The sequence below is a fragment of the Aureimonas ureilytica DSM 18598 = NBRC 106430 genome (assembly GCF_000382705.1).
GTDB lineage: Bacteria > Pseudomonadota > Alphaproteobacteria > Rhizobiales > Rhizobiaceae > Aureimonas > Aureimonas ureilytica.
This window is the reverse complement of the sequence record NZ_ARQE01000009.1, coordinates 216980-239451: the sequence shown is the minus strand read 5'-3', so window position 1 is coordinate 239451 and position 22472 is coordinate 216980. Positions and strand designations below refer to the sequence as shown.

Here is a 22472-nt window from a genome sequence, read left to right as displayed (position 1 = left end):
TTGAGCTTCGGAGAGCCGGAGAGGTGCCTCAGCGCAAGGGATCATGGCCTTTGGCCGCAATGAAAGGTGTCCTGCGGGAGTTCATGGCGGCTAACCCGGATGCGATGATCTCGGTCGTGACGATAAGCCATGATGGGCCATTCTTCGAGGACGCGCCTGAAGCCCTATGCATCATCGACAGGCGTACATGGCCAACCGGCAAGAAGCATCTGACCTCGTCCTATGCTGCCTTCGCTGCCGTTCACGAGAAGGACAGGTTCCGGCAGCGCTCGCGCCGTGCCGCCCTCTCCCGTGAGGAGGGACGGTGATGGGTGAGCAACCGATCCTTCGCGCAATCTCGGTCAATCAAGCCATCGCCGACTTCGCCTCGCGGGGTATCACCATTTCGGAGCGGGCTCTACGCGAGCGCGCCCGACAAATCGGCGCATTCCGAAAAGTCGGCCGGGAAATGTTCTTCTGGCCCGAGGACCTAGAAAAGATCGTCACCCCCGAATGCTCAAGCTCACGAAGCGGCCCAAGAGCCCCTACTATGTCGCGCGCGGTACGATCGACGGCAAGCGCGTCGAAATCAGCACCAAGCGTGAGAAGCTCCCCGAAGCCCGCGAGGAACTCAAACGCATCCTCGCCGAAAGAACCACCCGTCGTGTGGAGACGGGAGCCGACATGAGCTTTGAAACGGCCTTGCGCGCCTACGAGGAGGCGAAGCCAAACGCCCGGTTTCTGGAGCCGATCTCCCGCCACTTCATCGACATGACGGTTGGCGAGATCACCGGAGCAGAACTGAAGCGAGCGGCCAATGCCCTCTACCCGTCAGCCGCGCCATCGACCATTCGGCGCCAGCTTTACACTCCGGTCAAAGCCATACTGAATATGGCCTCCGAGGACGGCGGGTTCTCTGTGGCGCGCATCAAGGCGCCTTCAGGGGGGAACAAGCGGACGGCATTCCTTCTGCCCTCGCAGGTGGATAAGCTGCTGAAGGCGCTCGAAGCCAATCAGAACCCATATCTGGCCGTGATGGTGACGTTCCTTCTCGGCCAGGGAGCGAGGCTGGGTGAGGCCCTTACTCTCCAGGCCGACGCCGTTAGCTTGGAGCATCGGTTCGCAATTCTGCGAGACACGAAGAATGGTGAAGAGCGTCGCGTCTCGCTGATCCCGAAGGTGGTGAAGGCGATGAGTGCCCTGCCGACGATCGAAGCCGGCGGCACAGTGTTCAGGCGCAAAGACGGCGCGGCGTACCGATACGGCAATGCGTCCGGCGGCCAAATATCGAAGGTGTTCAGAACGGCGGCGATTGCTGCGGGCCTGGACCCCGGCATCATTACGCCGCACGTCTGCCGGCACACATGGGCAACGTGGTTCTACGCGCAGACCAAGGACGTGCGCCGACTACAAGACGAAGGCGGGTGGAAATCAGGGGAATGGCAGCGCTACACGAAACTCGGCACGCCGGATCTTGGACGATCGGCCTTGCGAGCGGGCTGGAATTTTAGAGAATCAGCCTGAGGCTTTCCCCCGATATTCCCCCGCAAACCCTCGCATGTTCACGCAGTGTTCTGCTATAATCAGCAACGTTCCGCAGATTGGAAAGGGCAATTAAGTGCTTGTAATGGCGGAGAGGATGGGATTCGAACCCACGATACCATCTCTGGTATACTCCCTTAGCAGGGGAGCGCCTTCGACCACTCGGCCACCTCTCCGGTACGCTCCGAGTAACGGAAGCGGATCGGCGGATCAAGGGGGCATGTCGCAAATCCTACAAGCCCGCCCAAAGGGTCCAGCGCGCCGCAAGCTCCATCACCATTCCCGCGCGGCCATCAGGCCGGACCGGCGTCGATCCGGACGCGCAGGATGGCATAGGGCGGCTTCTGCAGGTCCTCTCCGCCATTGTATTCCGGCCGGCGATTGACCTGCGCCGCCGAGACATAGAGCCAATTGTCCGGCGTGATGACGATCGTATCCGCCCAGACGAGTCGCGGATCGTAGGCGACGACCTCGATCCGGCCGTCGGGATGGCGACGCGCCACGGCGTTCTGCTCCTGAAGCGTCAGGTAGACGCGATCCTGCGCATCGGCGGCGAGCCCCCCGGTCATGCCCTTCTCGCCGAGATCCTCCACCATCGCGGCGATGTCGGCGTCGGTCTTCTCGGGATCGAGCAGCGCGCCGGCCTCGACGGCATAGAGATGACGCCCGATCAGCGGCGCATAATAGAGGCGCTGTCCGTTCGGGCCGAGCGCGATTCCGTTGGCGCCCCCTTGCACCGGACGCGCCGGCCCGCTCTTGGGCTGAAGGACCACGGGACGGTGCTCGACGAATTTGGCGAGCCCTTTCTGCGACTGCGTGCTCGCATGGCCGGCGAGGCGGCGCACCACCCGCCCCGTGTCGAGATCGACGGCGAGGATCGCGCCCTCCCCGTCCTGGCCCTGATCCGAGACGAAGGCGCGGGCGCGCCCCTCCGCCCAATCGACGCGCAGGTCGTTGAGCGAAGAGGTCGGCGTAACGCCGGGCTCCAGCGGAATGGTCCGCAGGATCTGTTTCGTGTCGATGTCGATGCGCAGGAGCTTCGCTCCGCCCGGCACCGGCGGCCCCTTGCCATCGGGGAGCCCGGCGTCGAGCACCCAGAGATGGCCTTGCCCATCGAAAACGCCATTGGGCACATGGAACAGCGCCAGCTGGGGCTCCTTCGGATCGATCGCGTTCGTGGCGGCATCGGGAAAGGGCGTCACCGAGCCGTCCGGCGCCACCTCGCCCAGGGTGAAGGGCACGTCGGACGAGAAGCGCGGCATCATCACGAAGACCCGGCCGCCCGGCGAGATCGCAAGGCCGGTCGGCGTGGACGGCGCGTCGGCGAGGATCGCGAGTTCCATCGTCCCCACAGGCCGCGCCGCGCTCGCCTCGCCCGCCGCGCCGATGTCGAAGCGCGGTGAGCGGCTATCCTCGGCGAGCGCCGAGCCAGGGAGGAAGCCGAGCGCGGAGACGCAGGCGGTTTGAGCGAGGAACAGGCGGCGCGAGAGCGGCATGGGGTCGGTCCTATCGAAGGGGAACGTTGCGGAAGCGGCCCGTCAGGGGCGGGCGTGGGCCAGTCCCGCGACCTGAAGGTCGATCGCATGGACCTTTTCGCCGGCCGTGATGAAAAGGCGCCGCCCGTCCGGGCCGCCGAAGGCGACGTTGGAGCTTGCGGTCGCGGTCGGGATTCGGCCGAGCTGGGTGCCGTCCTTGCCGAAGATGCGCACGCCGTCCTGGCAGGCGGCGAAGAGAAGCCCCGCCTCGCTGACCGCCAGACCATCCGAAACGCCGGGCGAGATCGCCGCGAACAGTCGGCCGTCGTCCGCGCTCCCATCGCTTCCGATACCGAAGGCCCAGATGCCGCTCGGGCCTTCCGGGTTGAGCGCCGCGCCGCTTTCCGACACGTAGAGGGTCGCGCCATCGGGCGAGAAGGCGAGGCCGTTCGGCTGGTCGAGACGGTCGATCCGCGCCTCCAGCCGGCCATCGGGCGCGATGCGATACACGCGCCGAGCCGCCTGTTCGGGCTCGGCCATGAGACCTTCGTCGGGCTGGCGAATCCCATAGACCGGATCGGTGAACCAGATCGCGCCGTCCGATGCCAGAACCGCGTCGTTCGGCGAGTTCAGGCGCTTGCCGTCGAATCGATCGGCAAGCGTGGTGAGCGTTCCGTCCATTTCCTCGCGCACGACGCTGCGGGTGCGATGCTGACAGGTGACGAGGCGGCCTTGCGCATCGAGCACGCTGCCATTGGCGTTGTCCGAGGGGTCGCGATAGGGCTTCGCCTCGTCGCCTTCTGTCAGAAGCATCATGCGGTTGGCGCGCACGTCGCTGAACACGAGCCCGCCGCGCTCGGGCAGCCAGCATGGCCCTTCGCACCAGCGCCCGCCCTCATAGAGGGTTTCGAGGCGCGCGCCGGGCTTCAGGATGGCCGAGAGATCGCCGTCCTCAGCCGTCGCCGCGCCCCTCGCCCATCCCGGACGGCAAAGGGCCAGAGCGCCGAAGCCGATCCCGGCCGCCAGAACATCCCGTCTCTTCATCGCAGCCCGCGCTCCCCATCAGACGATGACCCAACGAAATCACCGGGGATTGGCTCCAGAAGCCCCGCAAATCCCGCTTCAACTCATTGAAATCGCGAAGAAAAATCACCATTTTCTTCTTACGGAACAAGGATTTGGATCGATCGATGAAGACCGAACTTTTGCATGATGCCTTTCACGATATCGCCGCTTACGGCTCGCTGCGGATGAAGAAGAGCAAGCTTCTCTGGATGCTCGGCCGCGCGCACGAAACGCCGAGCGCCTGGACGCTTCTGATGCGGGAATGGGCGGCGTTCGGGGAAAAGCGCCCGCTCTTCGGCCTGCATTGGGGCGACGAGATCACGCTGACCATGGCGGCATCGGAGAATATCGAGACGCAATGGACGAGCGCACGGGAGGTCGAGCGGGACGAGCCCGCCAAGGCGCCCTTCCTGCCGCATATCGTTCCGCGCGGCGGTTTCGAGCGTCTGGCACGGGAGGGGTTGGCCGAGGGCTGAGCCGGACGCCCTGGCGTGTCTGAACCAGGGCGTGATCGACCCGCGCGTCCGGCGTTCGCGTTCAAACAACGTTCAGCATGGCGCCAAGATTACGGACACGATGCCTCTTCGTTGGGCACTAATTAGGCGCCAAAACCTTATCGTCCCCGACTGGAAAACGCCGCGCCGGAACTCGCGGCGCCGAGGGGAACAAAGAACGTGCCGAGTCAGAAGCTGAGAGTGTCCGTCCGCGCCAAGGTTGTCGCGCTCGCCTTGTCGACGCTGGCGGTGGTATCCGTCGTCAATATCTGGCAGTCCTACAGCGCCGCCGTCACCGATGCGGAGCAGAAGGCCGCAACGCGGCTCGCGTCGAACATCAAGGTGGCCTGGCGTATCCTCAATCCCGAGAAGACGCCGTTCCGACTGGAAAACGGCCAATTGTATCTCGGCTCGCAGAAGTTGAACGACGACACGCGGATCGTCGACGAGATCGGCGGGATCCTGGGCGGCGCGGCGACGATCTTCCAGAACGACACCCGCGTCAGCACCAATCTGCGCAATCCCGACGGGTCCCGCGCCACCGGAACCAAGCTGACCTCTGCTGCGGTCGCAAGCCAGACCCTGGCCGGCGGCGAGCCCTTCCGGGGCGAGGCCAGCATTCTCGGCACGCCCTATTACGTCGCCTATGATCCGATCAAGGACGCCTCGGGCCAGACGATCGGCCTTCTCCTCGTCGGTCTCGATCGCACTTCCTACCTGGCGGGCATCCAGTCGACGGTTCAGCAGATGGTGATCTCGAATCTCGTGATCGCCGCTCTGGCCGGCCTCATCGTCTTTCTCGTCTGCAGCCGCCTGTTCCGTCCGCTGGAGACGCTGCAAAAGGCGTTCGGCCGAATCGCGGAAGGCGACCTCAGCGAGCCCCTCGCCCCGGCCCACAGCCGCGACGAGATCGGCGACCTCCAGCACGCCGCGCGGCTCATGTCCCGCAATCTGACCTCGATCGTCGCGAACATCCGCGACACGGCGGGTCAGGTGACGGCGGGCGCCGGCCAGTCGGCGGAAACGGCGCAGCGCCTGTCGTCGGGCTCGACGGAACAGGCCGCGGCCTCCGAGCAGGCCTCGGCCGCGATCGAAGAGATGTCAGCCAATATCCGCCAGAACGCCGACAACGCCTCGACCACGGAAAAGATCGCCGCGCAGGCCGCCGAGCATGCCGGCAGCACGGGCGAGGCGGTGACGCAGTCCACGAAGGCCATGCGCGCAATCGCCGAGAAGATCGCGGTGGTTCAGGAAATCGCGCGTCAGACCGACCTTCTCGCCCTCAACGCCGCCATCGAAGCGGCCCGCGCCGGGCAGCACGGCAAAGGCTTCGCGGTGGTCGCGTCCGAAGTGCGCAAGCTCGCCGAACGCTCTCAGACAGCGGCGAGCGAGATCGGCGATCTTTCCACCAAGACGCTGGTGGTCGCCGAGGAAGCGGGCGCGCGTCTGGAGCGGCTCGTACCCGATATCCGGAAGACGGCGGAACTCGTGTCGGAGATTTCGGCCGCCTGCCGCGAACAGTCGGTCGGCGTCGAACAGATCAACCAGGCCATTCAGCAGCTCGATCAGGTGACGCAGGCCAATGCCGGCGCGGCGAGCGAGATGGCCGCCACCGCCGACCAGCTGTCCGCCGAGGCCGGACGGCTGCAATCGGACGCCGGCCGCTTCAAGCTGACGACGGGTTCGGCCGAACAGGCGCCCGCCTCGGAAAGCCGCCCTGCCCCCGCCCTACTTGAGGCCGCATCCGAGGACGAAGCGTTTCACCGTCCGGTGCTGGTGAGCGTTTCCGGTGGCGCCGCGCCGCGTCCGCTCAAGACCCCTATGCGCCGCAGCGCCTGAGCACATCGGACGACATGACAAAAAAGGGCGCGCTCCCGCGAGCGCGCCCTTTTTCATGAGCCGCGATCGGCCCGTCAGAAATCGCGCTGGAAGCGAAGGAACCCGCTGACCTGATCGACCTCGCCGATCCGGTCGAAATCGACATTGCGGTAGGAGACTTCGGCCAGCGAGGCGAATTTGGGCGTGATCTGGTAGCCGAGATTGCCGACGAAGGCGTAGTAGTCGCCCCGGCTTTCGAGCGCGCCGAAGCGCCCGTCCGGCAACTGCCCGAAGAAGCCGGTGTCGAAGGTGCGGCCGAACTGGCCGGCGACGGCGAAGCCGAGCGCGCCGAACTTCTGGGCATAGCCGGCGCCCACGGCATATTCGAGGAAGATCGGCACCGAGCCCGGCTCGGGGTTCAGGACGTTGGGATTGTCGGCCGTGAACGTGCTGGTCGTCGCAAGGCCCGCGATCGAGGAATAGACGGTCGGGTCGAAGGCATAATGCCCCTCGACCTTCAGCGAGGAATCCGGCGCGATGACGTTCTTCAGGAGAACGCCGCCCTTCAGCGCGAAGGCGTCGTTGTTTCCGTCCTGCAGCCGGGTCGGCAGGCGCGGAAGAAAGATCGGATAGGTCTCGATCCCCTGATAGTCGAACGGGTCGCGCGCGAAGGCGTTGGCGGCGTCTTCCTGGTTGAAGGTCTCGTCATAGACCGCCGACAGGTACGCCCCGCCCCACGTGCCGGAATAGACCAGCTTGGCATGGACATCGGGCGTCGCGTCGCCGGTCTGATCGTCTTCGAGGCCGAGCGTCGCTGAGAGATTGCCCGCCACGAACGTGTAGGACATCTGGTTGGTGTTGAAGTCGCCAACGACCAGATCCGTGTCGGTCAGCAGCCCGTCCTCGATGCCGCCGATATCGGAGGACCACATCGAATCGCGATAGCCCGCGAGAAAGCCGCCGAGCTGAACGAAGCCCTGGTCGAGCTCGACCTCGTTGTCGGTGCCGGAGGAATTGGTGTTCTGGAGCCGGGCATAGGCGCGCAGCGTGCCGAGTTCGGTTTCCTCGCGCACGTCGAAGTTCAGCCGCGTGCGGATGCTGGTGCGCGCTTCGTAGGCGTCGCCTTCCAGATTGCGCGCCGGGCTTCCGACGACGATCGTGTCGAAGCGCAGATAGCCGCCGAAGCTCAGGCAGGTCTCGGTTCCCGGAATGTAATAGAAGCCCGCCCCGTAGACGTCGCAGACCCGGACGAAATCGGCGGGCTCGGCTTGCGGAACGACGACGGCGTCGGCCGCCTGTGCCCCGGTCAAGGCCGGCAGGCTCGCGCTCGCGGCAAGAAGAAGGCTACGGATCGTCATGGCACTGTCCCCGAATGCGGTCGACCCGATCCGGCACCGACCCTGAAGGCCGTCCCCATCGCCGGATTGGATCTTATCCCTTACTATCGGACCCGAAAGCGGCGCGGCGCTCAACCGTTGACGGCCTCTGCCCCTTGCGTGGAGGGGGTATTCCTCACCCGGTGTTGCAGGAACCTCACGTTATGCGTGGCGCTCGCACGCGGCTCCGCCACGCGTTCTTGACCCGTTCCGAATCATCGGCGGCCAAGGATCGCGGCCCACCGCGCGCCTGCGCCTGACGCGCATTGTCCTCGCGCGTCGTCTACACGCCGGCGCGGCGCGGAAGCCCTGCCTCGTCGCCCAGCGCGGCGATGTCGTTCAGCGCCAGCCCGACGAGTTCCGCCATGGTTCTGCGCGCCTCGACGGGATCGCCCTTTTCGATCGCGAGAAACACCGCGACATGTTCGGGCAGCGGATCGCGCGGCATCTGCCCGTCCTTGGCCTTGAACATGGTGGTCCAGCGCACGGCCGAGGCGATGCCGCTCGCGAGCGTTCCCAGCGCCTCGTTGCCGGTCGCCATCAGGATCAGCTCGTGGAAGAGCCGGTCGGCATTGCGACCGTCCTCCACGGCGAGCCCGTATTTGTCCATGTTGTCGAGCGCGCGGCGCAGGTCTTCGACATGCTGGGGCGTGCGCCGCTCGGCGGCGAGCGCCGCGGCCGCCGGCTCCACGATCTGGCGCAGCTCGAACAGCTCGCGCAGGAAGGCGGGGTCCGGCGTGCCGCTCTCGAAGATCCAGCGCAAGACGTCGGGATCGAGGAAATGCCACGAACTGCGCGGGCTGACGCGCGTCCCAGCCTTCGGCCGGCTATGCACCAGCCCCTTGGCGGCGAGAATGCGCACGGCCTCGCGATAGGCGGTGCGCGACACCTGCAACTGCTCGGAGAAGGTGACCTCGTTCGGCAGGAGATCGTTCGGCTCGTAGCGTCCCGTCAGAATGGCCGTGCCGATATCCTGCGCGATCGAGCCATGGAGGCGCAGCGATTGTCGGGCTGCCGTGCGCCTGACAGGTGCGATGTCGATTCCCAGAGCTGCGTCCCCCTCGTCTCACCGCGCGATCCCCCACGCGGCGCCTCCCGATTCGGAGTGCATCACAAAGCCGCCCGCGGCTCCAGAGTGCGCGAGCGCTTTATTCACCCGCGACCGAACGGATTCGTCAGACAATAGACGGATCGAAGCCGGGACGCCAAGAAAATGGATGGGCGCCCACATGCTTGGCCATGCGGTTCAGTTCTCCTCGGTCGGGAGCGCGGCGAACCAGTCAGCATAGGGCGTGTTGCGCGCCATGCGCCGATTGAGATCGGGCGCGCCGTCGCTCCACCAGACCGGACCGCGTTCGCCAAGGCCCCGCTTGGCCTCGTCCACCGCCCGGCGCGCGGCGCGGAGCGCCGGCGCGTCCTTCGCCCGCAACGCTTCGGCGACCGAGCGCCGCGCCGCCATCAGGCGCTTCACCAGCGCCTCGCGTTCGGGCTCGGAGAGCGAGGGGTCGGACATGCGCCAGAGCCGGCCGCGCCTCACGAAGTAGCGGCCATCCGGCGTCGCGGGATAGCGCATCGCCCGCGCTACCGCTCCCAATCCGCCTCGACCTGAAGCGCGACCTTGTCGCGCTTGGCCGTGACGAGGGCTTCGCCGCCCTGCCTGTCCGTCAGGCGCAGCGCGAAATCGCGTGCTTCAGTGGAGCCGTCCATCCGGGCGTCCGCGATCTCGTCGGCATGGCCGACATTGCGAAGGCTGGTGCCGAAATGGGCGGTCCAGAAGAAGGGCACGTCCTCGAAGCGCTCGCCCTGCCCGAGCAGGACGCGGGCGACATGCTGACCCTGCCGCTGGGCGTGAACCCAATGCTCGATCCGCTGGCGTCCTTCGCCGGTTCGCTTGGGCAGATTGGCGACGTCGCCGGCCGCGAAAATGCCGGTTTGCGAGGTTTCGAGACGTGCATCGACGCGAATGCCACCGCCCTCCTCCCCGGAGGCGAGGTCGAGCCCAGCCTCGGCGGCGAGATCGACACGAGGCGAGACGCCGAGGCCGAGCACGACGAAGTCGGCCGGCAGCGACGTGCCGTCCTCCAGAAGAGCGACGGCTCCGTCATAGGAGCGGACCTTGCCCGTGTGGAAGCGAACGCCGTTCTCCTCGTGGATGGCGCGCACCATGGCGCCGACCTCCTCGCCGAGCACCTTGCGCATCGGAACGGCGCCCGGCGCCACGACGTCGACCTCGAGCCCCCGCCCGCGCAGGGAAGCGGCCGCTTCCAGCCCGATGAAGCTCGAACCGATGACGAGCGCGCGCTTGCCTTCCGACGCGCTCGCGATGATGCGGTCCGCATCCGAAAGGCTGCGCAGGACGAAGACATTCTCGCGCTCGAAGCCGGGCGTATCCAAACGCTGCGGGCTCGCTCCGGTCGCGATCACCAGCGCGTCGAAGCCAAGCGCCTCGCCGCTTTCCAGCCGGACGTTTCTGCCTGTGGCGTCGATCGCCGCGACACGCTCGCCCATGCGCAAGGTGACGCCGCTCTCCTGCAGGAAGGCGGTCTCACGCAGGCGCACGCCGTCGCGCTCCTTCTTGCCGGCGAGATACTGCTTGGAGCAGAAGGTGCGGTCATAGGGCGAGTCGGCTTCCTCGCCGATCAGAATGACGTGGCTCCCCACGCCGTGGCGGGCGAGTTCGAAGGCGCAGGCAAAACCCGCCGCGCCCGCGCCGAGAATGACGATGCGCTCGGGCGCCCGCGGCTTGGGGACGGGCGGAGCGCTTTCGCTCTTCGGGCCGACCGTGATGCGCCCGTCCCGCTCTTCCACGCGGTAGCAGCCGAGCGGCGCGAAAGCCGGCGCGGCGACGGCCTCGCCCGTGTTGGCGGAAAAGCGGGCATGGTGCCAGGGGCAGCGGATTTCACCCCCGGCGAGAAGCCCGGTGTCGAGCATGGCGCCGAGATGGGTGCATTTGGCGGAAAAGGCGCGAAGGCCCGCTTCCGACCGCACGAGGATCACCGGCGCGCCGTCCACCGTTCCGCGCAGCATCGCGCCGGGGGCGAGGTCCGACGATGCGATTCCTTGCGTGAAGTCCGGTCCCTTGTTCGCCTCAGCCATGCGCCCTGCCCTTGTCTGGAATCCTTCCAGCCAAATCGGGTCATGCCCAACAGGTTCCGTGCGGGCGCGCCGGGCGTCGTGCCGCCCGGCGCTGCGGTTCTATCCGACGAGGCCCGGCAGATCGCTCAAGGTTCGGCGCACGGCCTTTTCCCAGCCGGCGAGCTTGCGGCCGCGCAGGGCCGCGTCCATGCCCGGCTCGAAGGTCCGATCCAGCCGCCAGCGCTCGGCGAAGCGGTCCATGTCCGGCCAGGCACCGCAATGCCGCCCGGCGAGCCAGGCCGCGCCGAGCGCGGTGGTTTCCAGCACCACGGGCCGGTCCACCGGCGCGTTGAGGATGTCGGCGAGGCGCTGCATGGTCCAGTCGCTCGCCACCATGCCGCCGTCCACGCGCAGCTTGGTGTCGCTCGCGCCCGGCCAGTCGGCGCGCATGGCCCGCAGGAGATCGGCGGTCTGGAAGCACACGGCCTCCAGCGCGGCGCGGGCGAATTCGTTCGGCCCGGTGTTGCGGGTGAGGCCGTAGATCGCGCCGCGCGCCTCGGCGTCCCACCAGGGCGCGCCGAGCCCGGTGAAGGCCGGCACGAGATACACGTCCTGCTCGTCGCTCGCCCGGTCGGCCATCGGCCCGGTGTCGCTCGCCCGCTCCACCAGCTTCAGCCCGTCGCGCAGCCATTGCACGGCCGCGCCCGCGATGAAGATCGAGCCTTCCAGCGCGTAGGTCGTCTGCCCGTCCAGCCGATAGGCGACGGTGGAGAGGAGGCGGTTGCGCGAGGGCGCGCGCTCGGTGCCGGTGTTCAGAACCGCGAAACAGCCCGTGCCATAGGTCGATTTCATCATGCCCGGCTGGAAACAGGCATTGCCGAGCGTCGCGGCATGCTGGTCGCCCGCCATGCCGCAGATCGGGATCGCCGCGCCGAAGAGGCTCGGGTCGGTCGTTCCGAACTCGGCGGCGCAGTCGCGCACCTCCGGCAGGAGCGAGGCGGGCACGCGCAGGAGGCGGCACAGCTCCTCGTCCCACTGGTTCGCGTCGATGTCGAACAGCATGGTGCGCGCGGCATTGGTCGTGTCGGTCGCGTGAACGCGCCCGCCCGTCAGCCGCCAGAGAAGAAAGCTGTCCACCGTGCCGAAGGCGAGCTTGCCGCGCTCGGCGAGCGCCCGCGCGCCGTCCACATTGTCGAGAATCCAGGCGATCTTGGTGCCCGCGAAATAGGGGTCCACCACGAGCCCGGTCTTGCGCTGGATGATCTCCTCGGCCCCGTCGGACACGAGCTGGCGGCAGATTTCGGCGGTGCGCCGGTCCTGCCAGACGATCGCATTGTGGATCGCCTCGCCGGTGTCGCGATTCCAGAGGATCGTCGTTTCGCGCTGATTGGTGATGCCGAGCGCGGCGAGATCGGCGGCCGAAAGCGAGGCGTCGGCCAGCGCGGCCTTCACGGTCGCCACGACGCTGCGCCAGATGGCTTCGGGATCGTGCTCGACCCAGCCCGAACGCGGCAGGATCTGCTCGAACTCCTCCTGCCCGACGCCGACCACGCGGAAACTGTCGTCGAAGACGATGGCGCGCGACGAGGTGGTGCCCTGGTCGATGGCGAGAACGTAGCCGCTCATGCGCCCGCTCCCGCCCATGCCCCTTGCCGCGTCGCCGGCTCAATCCTGCTCTTCAAGCTGCGTCTCCTCCCGAATCGCGTGCCTTGCCAGTTTAGGAGCGAACGCCGCGCGTTGGAACGCGTGACAGACGTCTTTCCTCCGCCCGCGCGCCGTCGTAGAGCGCGCCGATCAGGGGCGGAGGAAGCGGACCATGGCGAAGCTTGCAGTGGTGACGGGCGGCAACACGGGCATCGGGCGGCATCTCGCCCTCAGCTTCGCGAAGGCAGGCTACGCGGTCGCCGTCGGCTACAAAGCCGACGAAGACGCCGCGCGCACGCTGACGGCGGAGATCGAGGCGGCGGGCGGCCGGGCGCTCGGCCTTGCCTGCGATGTCGGCCAGTCCGCCGAGGTCGCCGCGTTCTTCGAGGCGGTGGAGCGCTGGCATGGCGAGGCGCCGGACGTTCTCGTCAACAATGCGGGCATCCAGACCTGGAGCTCGCTTCTGGATCTGGCGGAAGAAGACTGGGACCGGGTGATCGCGACCAATCTCAAGGGCACTTTCCTCAACACGCAGGCCGCGGCCCGGCGGATGATCGCCCATGGCAAGGGCGGGTCCATCGTGAACATCGGCTCGGGCTGCAACAAGCTCGCCTTCCCCCGCCTCGTCGACTACACGGCCTCGAAAGGCGGCATCGAGCAGCTGACCAAGGTCTCGGCCACTGAGCTCGGGCCGCATGGCATCCGCGTCAATTGCGTCGCCCCCGGCGCCATTCTCAACGAACGCACGCTGCAGGAAGCGCCGGACTACGCCGCGAGCTGGGGCCGCATCACCCCTCTTCGCCGCGCCGGCACGGCCGAGGACATTGCCGGGCCCGTCCTGTTCTTCGCGAGCGAAGCCGCCGCTTTCGTCACCGGACAGACGCTCTGGGTGGATGGCGGCGTGTTCACGCAGGCCAACTGGCCACAGGATGCTTGACTGGAAGACTCATTATACCAGTTGACGATCAGACCAGGGATTGTCATGGTCCCGGCATCGCTGCGGGGAGGCAGCGCCCGATGCGAGGTTCCGCGCGCCCATGAGCCGCCCTCGCTCGGAGAGTTTCGGGAGGACGATCCATGTTCAAGCAGCTTCTTCTATCGACGGCCGCCGCCGCCATGCTCGCGGTCACCCTGCCGGCCGGGGCGTTCGCCGCCGACCTGATGGCAATCATCACGCCGAGCCACGACAACCCGTTCTTCAAGGCCGAGGCCGAGGGCGCGGCGGCGAAAGCCAAGGAACTCGGCTTCGAGCCGCTGATCCTCGTTCACGACGACGACGCCAACAAGCAGAACCAGCTGATCGACACGGCGATCGCGCGCGGCGCCAAGGCGATCGTTCTCGACAATGCCGGCGCGGCGGCCACCACGGCGGCCGTGCAGAAGGCCAAGAATGCCGGCATCCCCTCCTTCCTGATCGACCGCGAGATCAACGAGACGGGCATCGCCGTGTCGCAGATCGTGTCGAACAATTATCAGGGCGCGCAGCTCGGCGCCGAAGAGTTCGTCAAGCTCATGGGCGAAAAAGGCCCCTATGCGGAGCTTCTGGGCCGCGAGGCCGACACCAATGCCGGCATCCGCTCGAGCGGCTATCATGACGTGATCGACCAGTATCCCGACATGAAGATGGTCGTGCAGCAGTCGGCCAACTGGAGCCAGCCGGAAGCCTTCGAGAAGATGCAGACGATCCTGCAGGCGAACCCCGAGATCAAGGGCGTGATCTCCGGCAACGACACGATGGCCATGGGCGCCTGGGCCGCGCTGGAAGCGGCCGGCCGCACCGACGTGATCGTGGTCGGCTTCGACGGCTCGAACGACGTGCGCGACAGCATCAAGAAGGGCGGCATCAAGGCCACCGTTCTCCAGCCGGCCTATCGTCAGGCGCAGCTCGCGGTCGAGCAGGCCAAGCAATATCTCGACACCGGCAAGACGGGCGTCGAGGAAAAGCAGCTGATGGATTGCGTGCTCATCAATGCCGACAATGCCGACAAGCTCGAAACCTTCGCTCTGAAGGACTGACCCGACAGGCGGGCGGCGCATCGTGCCGCCCGCATCGTCGGCTGGCCCGATGCGGAGGCTCTCCATGTCTCACTTTCCCAAACTGCCCCTTGTCGCCCTCGGCCTCGCACTGGCGCTCACCGGCTGCAAGTTCATCGAAACGGCGGAGCTTGCCGCCCGCAAGGAAGCGGCCGCCAAGCCAAAGGCCGGCGCGGGCGCGACCGCCATGTGGGCGACGCAGGTCACCCCCTATTTCAGCGAGAAGGCCCGTCCCTTCGCCGAGGTGCGGCCCGCCATCGCCGCCGATCTCGACACTGCCGGCCGCAGCTTCGGCTATCGCGAGGTGCAGGAAGGCGCGCCCTGGAACTTCGCCGTGCGCGTGAAAGGCACGGTGGTCGCCGCCAACACGCAGTCGCGCGCCGCCACCGCCGAACTCGACACGGATGGCGACGGCAAGGGTGACGTGACGCTCCAGCTCGGCCCCGTCATCAAGGGCACCTCGATCCGCGACGTGCTGCCCTTCGTCTCCTTCACGCAATATGCCAACCAGATCGAATATGCCGACGTCGCCAAGGCCTTCAACACACAGGCCTACGAGACCGCGCTGAAGGACCTGCCGCGCGACAAGCTGGTCGGCGCGACCGTCGAGGCGACGGGCGTCTTCACGATGAAGACCAAGAGCGACAAGATCCTCCTGACGCCGGTTCTCGTTTCGCTCGGGGGCGGCGCATGAGCGCGGGCGCGCAGGACCACGAGATCGTGCTGTCGGTCCGCAATGCGACCAAGGTCTATCCCGGCACGCAGGCGCTCAAGGGCGTCGATTTCGACGTGCGCAAGGGCGCGGTGAACGTCCTCGTCGGCGAGAACGGCGCGGGCAAATCGACCCTCATGAAGATCATCGCCGGCGTCGAGCAGCCGACGACGGGCGAGGTCATCGTCAACGGCCAGTCCGTCACCCTGTCGGGTACGGCCGATGCCGCCCGGCACGGGATCGGCATCGTGTTTCAGGAACTCAACCTCTTCCCGAACATGACGATCGCCGAAAACATCTTCATCGGCCGCGAGAAGACGCGCCTCGGGATCGACATCGACAGGCAAGCCCAGGCCAAGGCCGCGAGCGCGCTTCTGCGCCGGCTGGAGCATTCCAACGCGCCGGACACGCCGGTCGCGGACCTTCGCATCGGCGAGCAGCAGATCGTCGAGATCGCCAAGGCCCTGTCGCAGGATGCGCGCATCCTGATCCTGGACGAGCCGACCTCCGCGCTCTCGGCGGCCGAGGTGGAAATCCTCTTCGGCGTCATCAACGAGCTGAAGGCGCAAGGGGTCGCGATCGTCTATATCTCGCATCGGCTGGAAGAGCTGGTGCGGATCGGCGACTACATCACGGTCCTGCGCGATGGCCGCATCACCGGCGCGCAGCCGATGACCGACGTGGACGTGCCCTGGATCGTGCGCGCCATGATCGGGTCCGCCTCCAAGGACTTCGCCAAGACCGTGGACCATGCCTATGGCGACGAGGTCTTGAGCGTGGAAGACATGACCCTGCCGCGCAAGGGCGGCGGCTTCGCGGTCGATCACGTGACCCTGTCGCTGCGAGCCGGCGAGATCGTCGGCATCTACGGGCTGATGGGCGCGGGGCGCACGGAGCTGTTCGACTGCATCATGGGGCGCGAGCCGCTTTCCACCGGCCGTATCGTGCTGGACGGCAAGGAGCTTCACGACAAGACGATCCATGGCCGCATCAAGCGCGGCATCGCGCTGATCCCGGAGGATCGCAAGGCGGAAGGTCTCGTGCAGATCCTTTCCGTCACCGAGAACATGACCATGTCGAGCTTGGCCGCTTTCACCAAGGTCTTTCATCTCGACGTGAAGGCCGAGCGCGGTGCCGTCCGCGAGTTCGTCCGCAAGCTCGCGGTGAAGGTCTCCTCGCTGGACAATCCGGTGTCCTCGCTGTCGGGCGGCAACCAGCAGAAGATCGTCATCGGCAAGGCGCTGATGACGGGGCCGAAAGTGCTCCTGATGGACGAGCCGAGCCGGGGCATCGACATCGGCGCCAAGGCCGAAATCTTCCGCGTCATGCGCGAACTGGCCGCGCAGGGGCTCGGCATCCTCTTCGTCACCTCCGACCTCGAAGAGGTCATGGAACTGTCGGACCGCATCATCGTCATGTCCAACGGCCGCGTGACGGGCGAGCGCTCGCGCATGGAGGCCTCCGAGCCCGAGATCGTCGCGCTCTCGGCCGCCGGCCATGGCCTGTCCCCTGCCTCGACCACCTCCGTTTCGTCCCGTCCCGCTGGGGAGCTTCACTGATGTCGGCCCAATCGCTTGCAGCCGCGCCCGGCGGAAACGACGCCTCGTTTGTCCTTCTTCTCCTGAAGGCGCGCACCTTCATCGCCCTGATCGCGGTGATCGCCTTCTTCTCCTTCGCCGCGCCGAACTTCCTGTCGACGGCGAACCTCATCATCATGTCCGAGCACGTGGCGCTGAACGCGTTCCTCGCCATCGGCATGACCTTCGTCATCATCACCGGCGGCATCGACCTTTCGGTCGGCTCCATCGTCGGCCTGTGCGGCATGGTCGCCGGCTATCTCGTCCTGAACGGCGTGACGCTCGACTTCACGGGCTACACGGTCTTCTTCAACACCTACGAGATCATCCTCCTGACGCTCGGCGTCGGCGTGATGGTGGGCGTCGTCAACGGGCTCCTCATCACGCGCCTCAACGTCGCGCCCTTCATCGCGACGCTCGGCACGCTCTATGTCGCGCGCGGCATGGCGCTTCTGTCCTCCGACGGCGCGACCTTCCCGAACCTGCGCGGCTCCGAGGAATGGGGCACGGCGAGCTTCCCCTTCATCGGCGCGGGTTCGATCTTCGGCGTGCCCGTGTCGATCTGGGTGCTCGTGGCGGTCGGCCTCGGCGCGGCCTATCTCGCCGCGCGCACGCCGCTCGGCCGGCAGATCTATGCCGTCGGCGGCAACGAGCGCGCCGCCGCGCTGTCGGGCATCAAGGTCAACCGCGTCAAGATGTTCGTCTACATGTTCTCCGGCTTCTGCGCGGCGATCGTCGGCCTCATCATCGCCTCGCAGCTCGTCGCCTCGCATCCCGCCACCGGCGAGACCTTCGAACTCAACGCCATCGCGGCGGCGGTTCTCGGCGGCACGTCCATGTCGGGCGGGCGCGGCCGGATTGGCGGCACGATCGTCGGCGCCTTCGTCATCGGCATCCTGTCGGACGGGCTCGTGATGATGGGCGTCTCCTCCTTCTGGCAGACCGTCATCAAAGGTCTCGTCATCATCGCGGCCGTCGTGGTCGATCAGTTCCAGCAACGCCTTCAGCAGCGCATCGCGCTCCAGCGTCAGGCGGCCCTCGGCCGCTGACGGGAAGGCACATTTCTTTCGCAGTGAAAGGACATTCCATGACATCCATTGCTCTGTTCGGGGCAGGCGGAAAGATGGGCTACCGTCTCGCCAGCAATCTGAAGGGCTCGCGTTTCGACGTGCGCCATGTCGAGCTGAGCGAAGCGGGTCGCGAGCGGCTGAAGTCGGGTCTCGGCTTCGACTGCGTGCCCCAGGATCAGGCGCTCGACGGCGCCGAGGTCGTCATCCTCGCCGTGCCCGACACCGCCATCGGCAAGGTCGCCGCCGGCATCAACGAGCAGCTGAAGCCGGGCACGATGGTCGTCGTTCTCGACGCCGCCGCGCCCTTTGCCGGCCATCTGCCGGAGCGCGCGGACCTCACCTATTTCGTCACGCATCCCTGCCATCCGCCGATCTTCAACGACGAGACCGACCCTGCCGCCAAGCGGGACTTCTTCGGCGGCATCGCGGCCAAGCAGCACATCACCTCGGCCCTCATGCAGGGGCCGGAGGAGCACTATGCGCTCGGCGAGGAAGTGGCGAAGGTGATCTGGGCGCCCGTCATGCGCTCGCACCGCGTGACGGTCGAGCAGATGGCGCTGCTCGAGCCCGGCCTGTCGGAAACGGTCTGCGCCAGCCTTCTCGTTGTCATGCGCGAAGCCATGGACGAAGTGGTCCGGCGCGGCGTTCCCAAGGAAGCGGCGCGCGACTTCCTACTTGGTCACATGAACGTGCTCGGCGCGGTGATCTTCGAGGAAACGCCGGGCGTCTTCTCCGACGCCTGCAACAAGGCGATCGAGTTCGGCAAGCCCATGCTGATGCGCGACGACTGGAAGCGCGTCTTCGAGCCGGACGAACTCGCCGCCTCGATCCGCCGCATCACCTGATTGCTCCAACTGGCGAACCCGTCCCGTCCGGGCCGACAAGGTCCGGGCGGGGCAGACTGAAGGAATGGGAGAGTGACATGACCGAGCTGCGCGGCGCCCTGATCGGCTGCGGCTTCTTCGCCGTCAACCAGATGAACGCCTGGAGCGAGATCGAAGGCGTTCGGATGGTCGCGATCTGCGACCGGGACGAGGCTCGCCTCCAGGCCATGGGCGAGCGTTTCGGCATCGACGCTCGCTACACCGACGCCGCCGAGATGCTGCGCGCGGAAAAGCCGGATTTCGTCGATATCGCAACCACCGCGCCGAGCCACCGCGCGCTGGTGGAACTCGCCGCCTCCCTTTCCATCCCGGTCATCTGCCAGAAGCCGTTCGCGCCCTCCATGGAGGATGCGCGCGCCATGGTCTCGGCCTGCGAGCGGGCCGGCGTTCCGCTGATGGTCCATGAGAATTTCCGCTGGCAGTCGCCCATCCTGCGGGTGCGCGAGGCGCTGGACACGGGCACGATCGGCACGCCCTTCTTCGGCCGCGTTTCCTTCCGCTCGGCCTATGACGTCTATTCCGGCCAGCCTTACTTGGCCGAGGGCGAGCGCTTCATCATCGAGGATCTGGGCATCCACGCGCTCGACATCGCGCGCTTTCTGTTCGGCGATGCCACTTCCATCACGACGCGCACCAAGCGCGTCAATCCGCGCATTCGCGGAGAGGATGTCGCCACCATGCTGCTCGACCACGAGAGCGGGATGCATTCGGTCGTGGACTGTTCCTATGCCACGAAGCTGGAGGAGGAGCGCTTTCCCCAGACGCTGGTGGAGATCGACGGCTCCGACGGATCGATCCGCCTCGACGCCGGCTACCGGCTGACCGTGACGGATGCGAGCGGCACGACGCATACGGACGTCTCGCCCCCGCTCCTCGCCTGGGCCGAGCGCCCCTGGCACAACATTCAGGAAAGCGTGCTCCTGATCCAGAAGCACTGGGTGGAGAGCCTGCGCGCGGGCCGCGAGCCCGACACGTCCGGCCGCGACAATCTGAAGACGCTGGCGCTCGTGGAAGCGGCCTACGAGGGCGCGGCCTCGCGCCAGACCGTCGATCCGGCGAGCCTCTGAGCCATGAGCGACCGCATCAAGCTCTTCGGCACCGACGAGCCGCCCGCCGCCTCGCGCCTGATGACGGCGGGGCCGCTCTCGGTGGAGTTCGTTTCGGGTGCGCTGCGCGCGATCCGCTTCAAGGGCCACGAGGTCCTGCGCGCCATCTCCTATGTCGTGCGCGACCGGGATTGGGGCACCTATGATCCGCCGATCGAGAACCTCACCATCGAGGAGGAAGAGGCCGACCGCTTCGCCCTGCGCTTCGAGGCCGCCTGCGAGGCCCCGGATGGCGCACGGCTGCGCTATCGTGCCCGCATCGCCGGCGAGGCGTCCGGCCGGCTTTCCTTCGAGGTGGATGCCCTGTCCGAGGGCGCGTTCGAAACCAATCGCTGCGGCTTCTGCGTGCTGCATCCGATCGAACATCTCGCCGGAACAGCGGCCGAAATCGAGCATGTGGATGGATCGACGGAGCGCAGCCGCTTCCCCGACCTGATCGAGCCCTGGCAGCCCTTCAAGGACATTCGCGCCATCACGCACGAGATCGCGCCCGGCCTGCGCGCGACCTGCCGGATGGAGGGCGATGCGTTCGAGATGGAGGATCAGCGCGCCTGGTCCGACGCCTCCTACAAGACCTATGTCCGCCCCCTCGCCCTGCCCTGGCCCTATCGGTTGGAAAGCGGCGTGAGCAATCGGCAGGCGGTGACAATGACGATTACGGGGGACGTCGCCGCCCTGTCGCCGGCCGCCCTCCAGACAGGCCTGGTCGAGATCGCGCTCGGCGATGCGACCGGCGAGACGATGCCCCGCTTCGGCCTCGCCATCGCGCCGGAAGAGGCCGAGACCGCGCTCGCCGAGATCGCACGGCTGAAGGCCATCGCGCCCCGATATCTCCTGTTTCACTTCGATCCGCTGGCCGGCCATGGCGTGGGCGATCTGAAGCGCTTCGCCCGCATCGCGGCCGAATGCCCCGAGGCGGAAATCGCGCTGGAATTCGTCCTCCCCGCACGCGGCGATCTCGACGCCGAGTGCGAAGCCGGCGCGCAGGCGATCCGCGAAGCCGGCTTGCGATTGGAGACATTGGTAGTCGGCCCGGATGCCGATCGCGGCTCGACCCCGCCGGGCAGTGCATGGCCGGACTGCCCGCCACTCGCCGACATCTACGCCGCCGCGCGCCGCGCCTTTCCGGATGTCCGGCTGGGCGGCGGCATGTTCAGCTATTTCACCGAGCTGAACCGCAAGCGCGTTCCGCTGGAGCCGCTGGACTTCCTCACCCACGCGACCTGCCCTATCGTCCACGCGGCCGACGATCGAAGCGTCATGCAGACGCTGGAGGCGATCCCCTTCATTGTCAGATCGACCCGCGCCTTTGTCAGCGACAAGCCCTACCGGCTGGGACCGACGACGATCGGCATGCGTCAGAATCCCTACGGCTCGCGCACCATGCCGAATCCCGACAACAAGCGCGTGCCAATGGCCGCCGACGATCCGCGCGGCCGAGGCCTCTTCGGTGCCGCTTGGGCCATCGGCTATGCCGCGCGGCTGGAGGGCGGCGCGCTGGAGAGTTGGTGCGGCGCCTCCTTCGCCGGGCCGCGCGGCCTTCTGACCGAGCACGGCGGCGTCGTACCCTTGTTCCATGTCGCGCAGGGTCTCGCCCACGCCGCCGGCACCCCGCGCCTGGCGCTCGCCTCCTCGGACCGGACCCGGATCGACGGATTCGCGACGCGCGGCGAGGATGGGCGCACGAGCCTCTGGCTCGCGAACCTGACGGGCGAAATCCAGACGCTCCGGCTCGCCGGTCGCTGGTCCGCGAGCGTCCTGGACGAGGCGAGCTTTCTCGACGCGGCGCCGGGCGAGATGCCGGCGGCCCTGCCCCTGGCCGAGACGATCCGCCTCGAACCCTATGCCGTGGCGCGGCTCATGTCGGTCGCGGCCAAGGGTCAGGACGCCTGATGGACGTAGAGCGCGCGGGACCGTTCGAGATGGCGGATCAGGGCCGCTTCCGCGCCGTCCGCGTCGTTGCGCGCGAGGGCGTCGAGGATTTCCTCGTGCTCCACGAGGGTCAGGTTCTCGCGGCCGGTCCAGATCAGCATCTCCGTGTGATACTCCTTGAGCCAGCCGAGCATGGAGCTCGACACGGCCTCGAAGATCGGATTGCCGCAGATCGACGCGATGCGCGTGTGAAAGCGCATGTCGGCGGCGATGAAGATGTCGGGCGTGCCGAGCGCGTCGGCCTGCGCGTCGAGAAGCGCGCGCAACGCTCGGATATCCTCGGCGCTCGCCTTTTCGGCTGCCTGCCGCACGATGCCGCGCTCGAAGAAGATGCGCGCTTCCTTGAGGTGATCCAGCGCCGCCGGCGAGGTGGACAGCATGATCTCGGCGGCCAGATCGACCTGCGAGATGACCGAGCGCGGCGTCAGCGGCAGGACGCGCGCCCGCTCGCCATGCGAGATCGCGATGAGGCCGAGATTGCCGAGGCTCTGCATGGCCTCGCGAATGGCCGGGCGGCCGACGCCGAAGCGCTCCATCAGCTCGCGTTCGGACGGCATGACGTCGCCGGTCTTCAGCGTCCCGTCCGTGATCATCGCCTTCAGCCGGTCGAAGACCTGCGACGACAGCTTCCGGCGCACGATGGGTTCGGACGGCGACGCCATGGACTGCTCCTCGCGCGAAAAAAGGGA

At 67.1% G+C, this 22472-nt stretch carries 20 protein-coding genes and 1 tRNA gene; 12 read left to right on the top strand and 9 right to left on the bottom strand.

Going from position 1 to position 22472, the window contains the following annotated elements; genetic code table 11:
* On the top strand, window positions 1-308 hold a 308-nt coding region (locus B146_RS0118595), incomplete at its 5' end, for a hypothetical protein (RefSeq protein WP_205753718.1).
* A 184-nt stretch (window positions 309-492) separates the two neighbouring features.
* The gene (locus B146_RS0118590) at window positions 493-1503 is read left to right on the top strand and encodes a tyrosine-type recombinase/integrase (protein WP_019997983.1); all 1011 of its coding nucleotides are present in this window, start codon (window positions 493-495) and stop codon (window positions 1501-1503) included.
* Between the two features lie 104 nt (window positions 1504-1607).
* On the opposite strand, the gene B146_RS0118585 is transcribed toward B146_RS0118590, so the two are convergent.
* The 3 genes from B146_RS0118585 to B146_RS0118575 all read right to left on the bottom strand — a co-directional run bounded on the left by B146_RS0118585 (window position 1608) and on the right by B146_RS0118575 (window position 4040).
* Window positions 1608-1697: transfer RNA gene (locus B146_RS0118585), tRNA-Ser, on the bottom strand.
* A 117-nt stretch (window positions 1698-1814) separates the two neighbouring features.
* Window positions 1815-3017 carry an SMP-30/gluconolactonase/LRE family protein gene (locus B146_RS0118580; protein WP_019997982.1) on the bottom strand — a complete coding sequence of 401 codons (1203 nt, stop codon included), beginning with the start codon at window positions 3015-3017 and terminating at the stop codon, window positions 1815-1817.
* Window positions 3018-3059: 42 nt separating this feature from the next.
* A complete protein-coding gene (locus B146_RS0118575; RefSeq protein ID WP_019997981.1) occupies window positions 3060-4040 on the bottom strand; it encodes an SMP-30/gluconolactonase/LRE family protein in 981 nt (326 codons plus the stop codon).
* Window positions 4041-4186: 146 nt separating this feature from the next.
* Between B146_RS0118575 and B146_RS0118570 the strand changes: the two genes are divergently transcribed.
* Window positions 4187-4537, top strand: coding sequence for a hypothetical protein (locus B146_RS0118570; RefSeq protein WP_019997980.1), 351 nt, complete (start codon window positions 4187-4189; stop codon window positions 4535-4537).
* 198 nt (window positions 4538-4735) lie between these two features.
* On the top strand, window positions 4736-6394 hold the full coding sequence (locus tag B146_RS27950; protein ID WP_162141954.1) for a methyl-accepting chemotaxis protein: 1659 nt from the start codon (window positions 4736-4738) through the stop codon (window positions 6392-6394).
* 74 nt (window positions 6395-6468) lie between these two features.
* Here the strand turns inward: B146_RS27950 and B146_RS0118560 are convergent, their stop codons facing one another.
* The 5 genes from B146_RS0118560 to glpK form a co-directional block, all read right to left on the bottom strand.
* Window positions 6469-7731 carry a porin gene (locus tag B146_RS0118560; protein ID WP_019997978.1) on the bottom strand — a complete coding sequence of 421 codons (1263 nt, stop codon included), beginning with the start codon at window positions 7729-7731 and terminating at the stop codon, window positions 6469-6471.
* A 301-nt stretch (window positions 7732-8032) separates the two neighbouring features.
* Window positions 8033-8731 (bottom strand): FadR/GntR family transcriptional regulator, encoded by a 699-nt coding sequence (locus B146_RS0118555; RefSeq protein WP_274532750.1) that lies wholly within the window; start codon window positions 8729-8731, stop codon window positions 8033-8035.
* Window positions 8732-8995: 264 nt separating this feature from the next.
* A complete protein-coding gene (locus B146_RS0118550; RefSeq protein ID WP_019997976.1) occupies window positions 8996-9322 on the bottom strand; it encodes a hypothetical protein in 327 nt (108 codons plus the stop codon).
* An 8-nt stretch (window positions 9323-9330) separates the two neighbouring features.
* On the bottom strand, window positions 9331-10845 hold the full coding sequence (locus tag B146_RS0118545; RefSeq protein WP_019997975.1) for an FAD-dependent oxidoreductase: 1515 nt from the start codon (window positions 10843-10845) through the stop codon (window positions 9331-9333).
* Window positions 10846-10944: 99 nt separating this feature from the next.
* Window positions 10945-12450 carry a glycerol kinase GlpK gene (glpK, locus tag B146_RS0118540; RefSeq protein WP_019997974.1) on the bottom strand — a complete coding sequence of 502 codons (1506 nt, stop codon included), beginning with the start codon at window positions 12448-12450 and terminating at the stop codon, window positions 10945-10947.
* A 190-nt stretch (window positions 12451-12640) separates the two neighbouring features.
* Between glpK and B146_RS0118535 the strand changes: the two genes are divergently transcribed.
* The 8 genes from B146_RS0118535 to apnL all read left to right on the top strand — a co-directional run bounded on the left by B146_RS0118535 (window position 12641) and on the right by apnL (window position 21744).
* A complete protein-coding gene (locus B146_RS0118535) occupies window positions 12641-13405 on the top strand; it encodes an SDR family NAD(P)-dependent oxidoreductase (protein ID WP_019997973.1) in 765 nt (254 codons plus the stop codon).
* A 140-nt stretch (window positions 13406-13545) separates the two neighbouring features.
* On the top strand, window positions 13546-14484 hold the full coding sequence (locus B146_RS0118530) for a D-ribose ABC transporter substrate-binding protein (RefSeq protein ID WP_019997972.1): 939 nt from the start codon (window positions 13546-13548) through the stop codon (window positions 14482-14484).
* 64 nt (window positions 14485-14548) lie between these two features.
* The gene (locus tag B146_RS0118525) at window positions 14549-15196 is read left to right on the top strand and encodes a DUF2291 family protein (protein WP_019997971.1); all 648 of its coding nucleotides are present in this window, start codon (window positions 14549-14551) and stop codon (window positions 15194-15196) included.
* Window positions 15193-16773: a sugar ABC transporter ATP-binding protein gene (locus B146_RS0118520; protein WP_019997970.1), complete on the top strand. Its 1581-nt coding sequence runs from the start codon at window positions 15193-15195 to the stop codon at window positions 16771-16773. The genes B146_RS0118525 and B146_RS0118520 overlap by 4 nt, the downstream gene beginning before the upstream one ends.
* Window positions 16773-17840 (top strand): ABC transporter permease, encoded by a 1068-nt coding sequence (locus B146_RS0118515; protein ID WP_019997969.1) that lies wholly within the window; start codon window positions 16773-16775, stop codon window positions 17838-17840. The genes B146_RS0118520 and B146_RS0118515 overlap by 1 nt, the downstream gene beginning before the upstream one ends.
* Window positions 17841-17878: 38 nt before the next feature.
* Window positions 17879-18706, top strand: a complete 828-nt coding sequence (locus tag B146_RS0118510) for a phosphogluconate dehydrogenase C-terminal domain-containing protein (RefSeq protein ID WP_026358735.1) — start codon at window positions 17879-17881, stop codon at window positions 18704-18706.
* A 77-nt stretch (window positions 18707-18783) separates the two neighbouring features.
* The gene (locus B146_RS0118505; RefSeq protein ID WP_019997967.1) at window positions 18784-19812 is read left to right on the top strand and encodes a Gfo/Idh/MocA family protein; all 1029 of its coding nucleotides are present in this window, start codon (window positions 18784-18786) and stop codon (window positions 19810-19812) included.
* A gap of 3 nt (window positions 19813-19815) precedes the next feature.
* Window positions 19816-21744 carry a D-apionate lactonase gene (apnL, locus tag B146_RS0118500; protein ID WP_019997966.1) on the top strand — a complete coding sequence of 643 codons (1929 nt, stop codon included), beginning with the start codon at window positions 19816-19818 and terminating at the stop codon, window positions 21742-21744.
* On the opposite strand, the gene B146_RS0118495 is transcribed toward apnL, so the two are convergent.
* Entirely contained in the window at window positions 21732-22445 is a 714-nt protein-coding gene (locus B146_RS0118495; protein ID WP_026358734.1) for a transcriptional regulator NanR, read from the bottom strand. The two genes, apnL and B146_RS0118495, sit on opposite strands and share 13 nt — an antisense overlap.
* Between the last annotated feature and the right edge of the window lie 27 nt (window positions 22446-22472).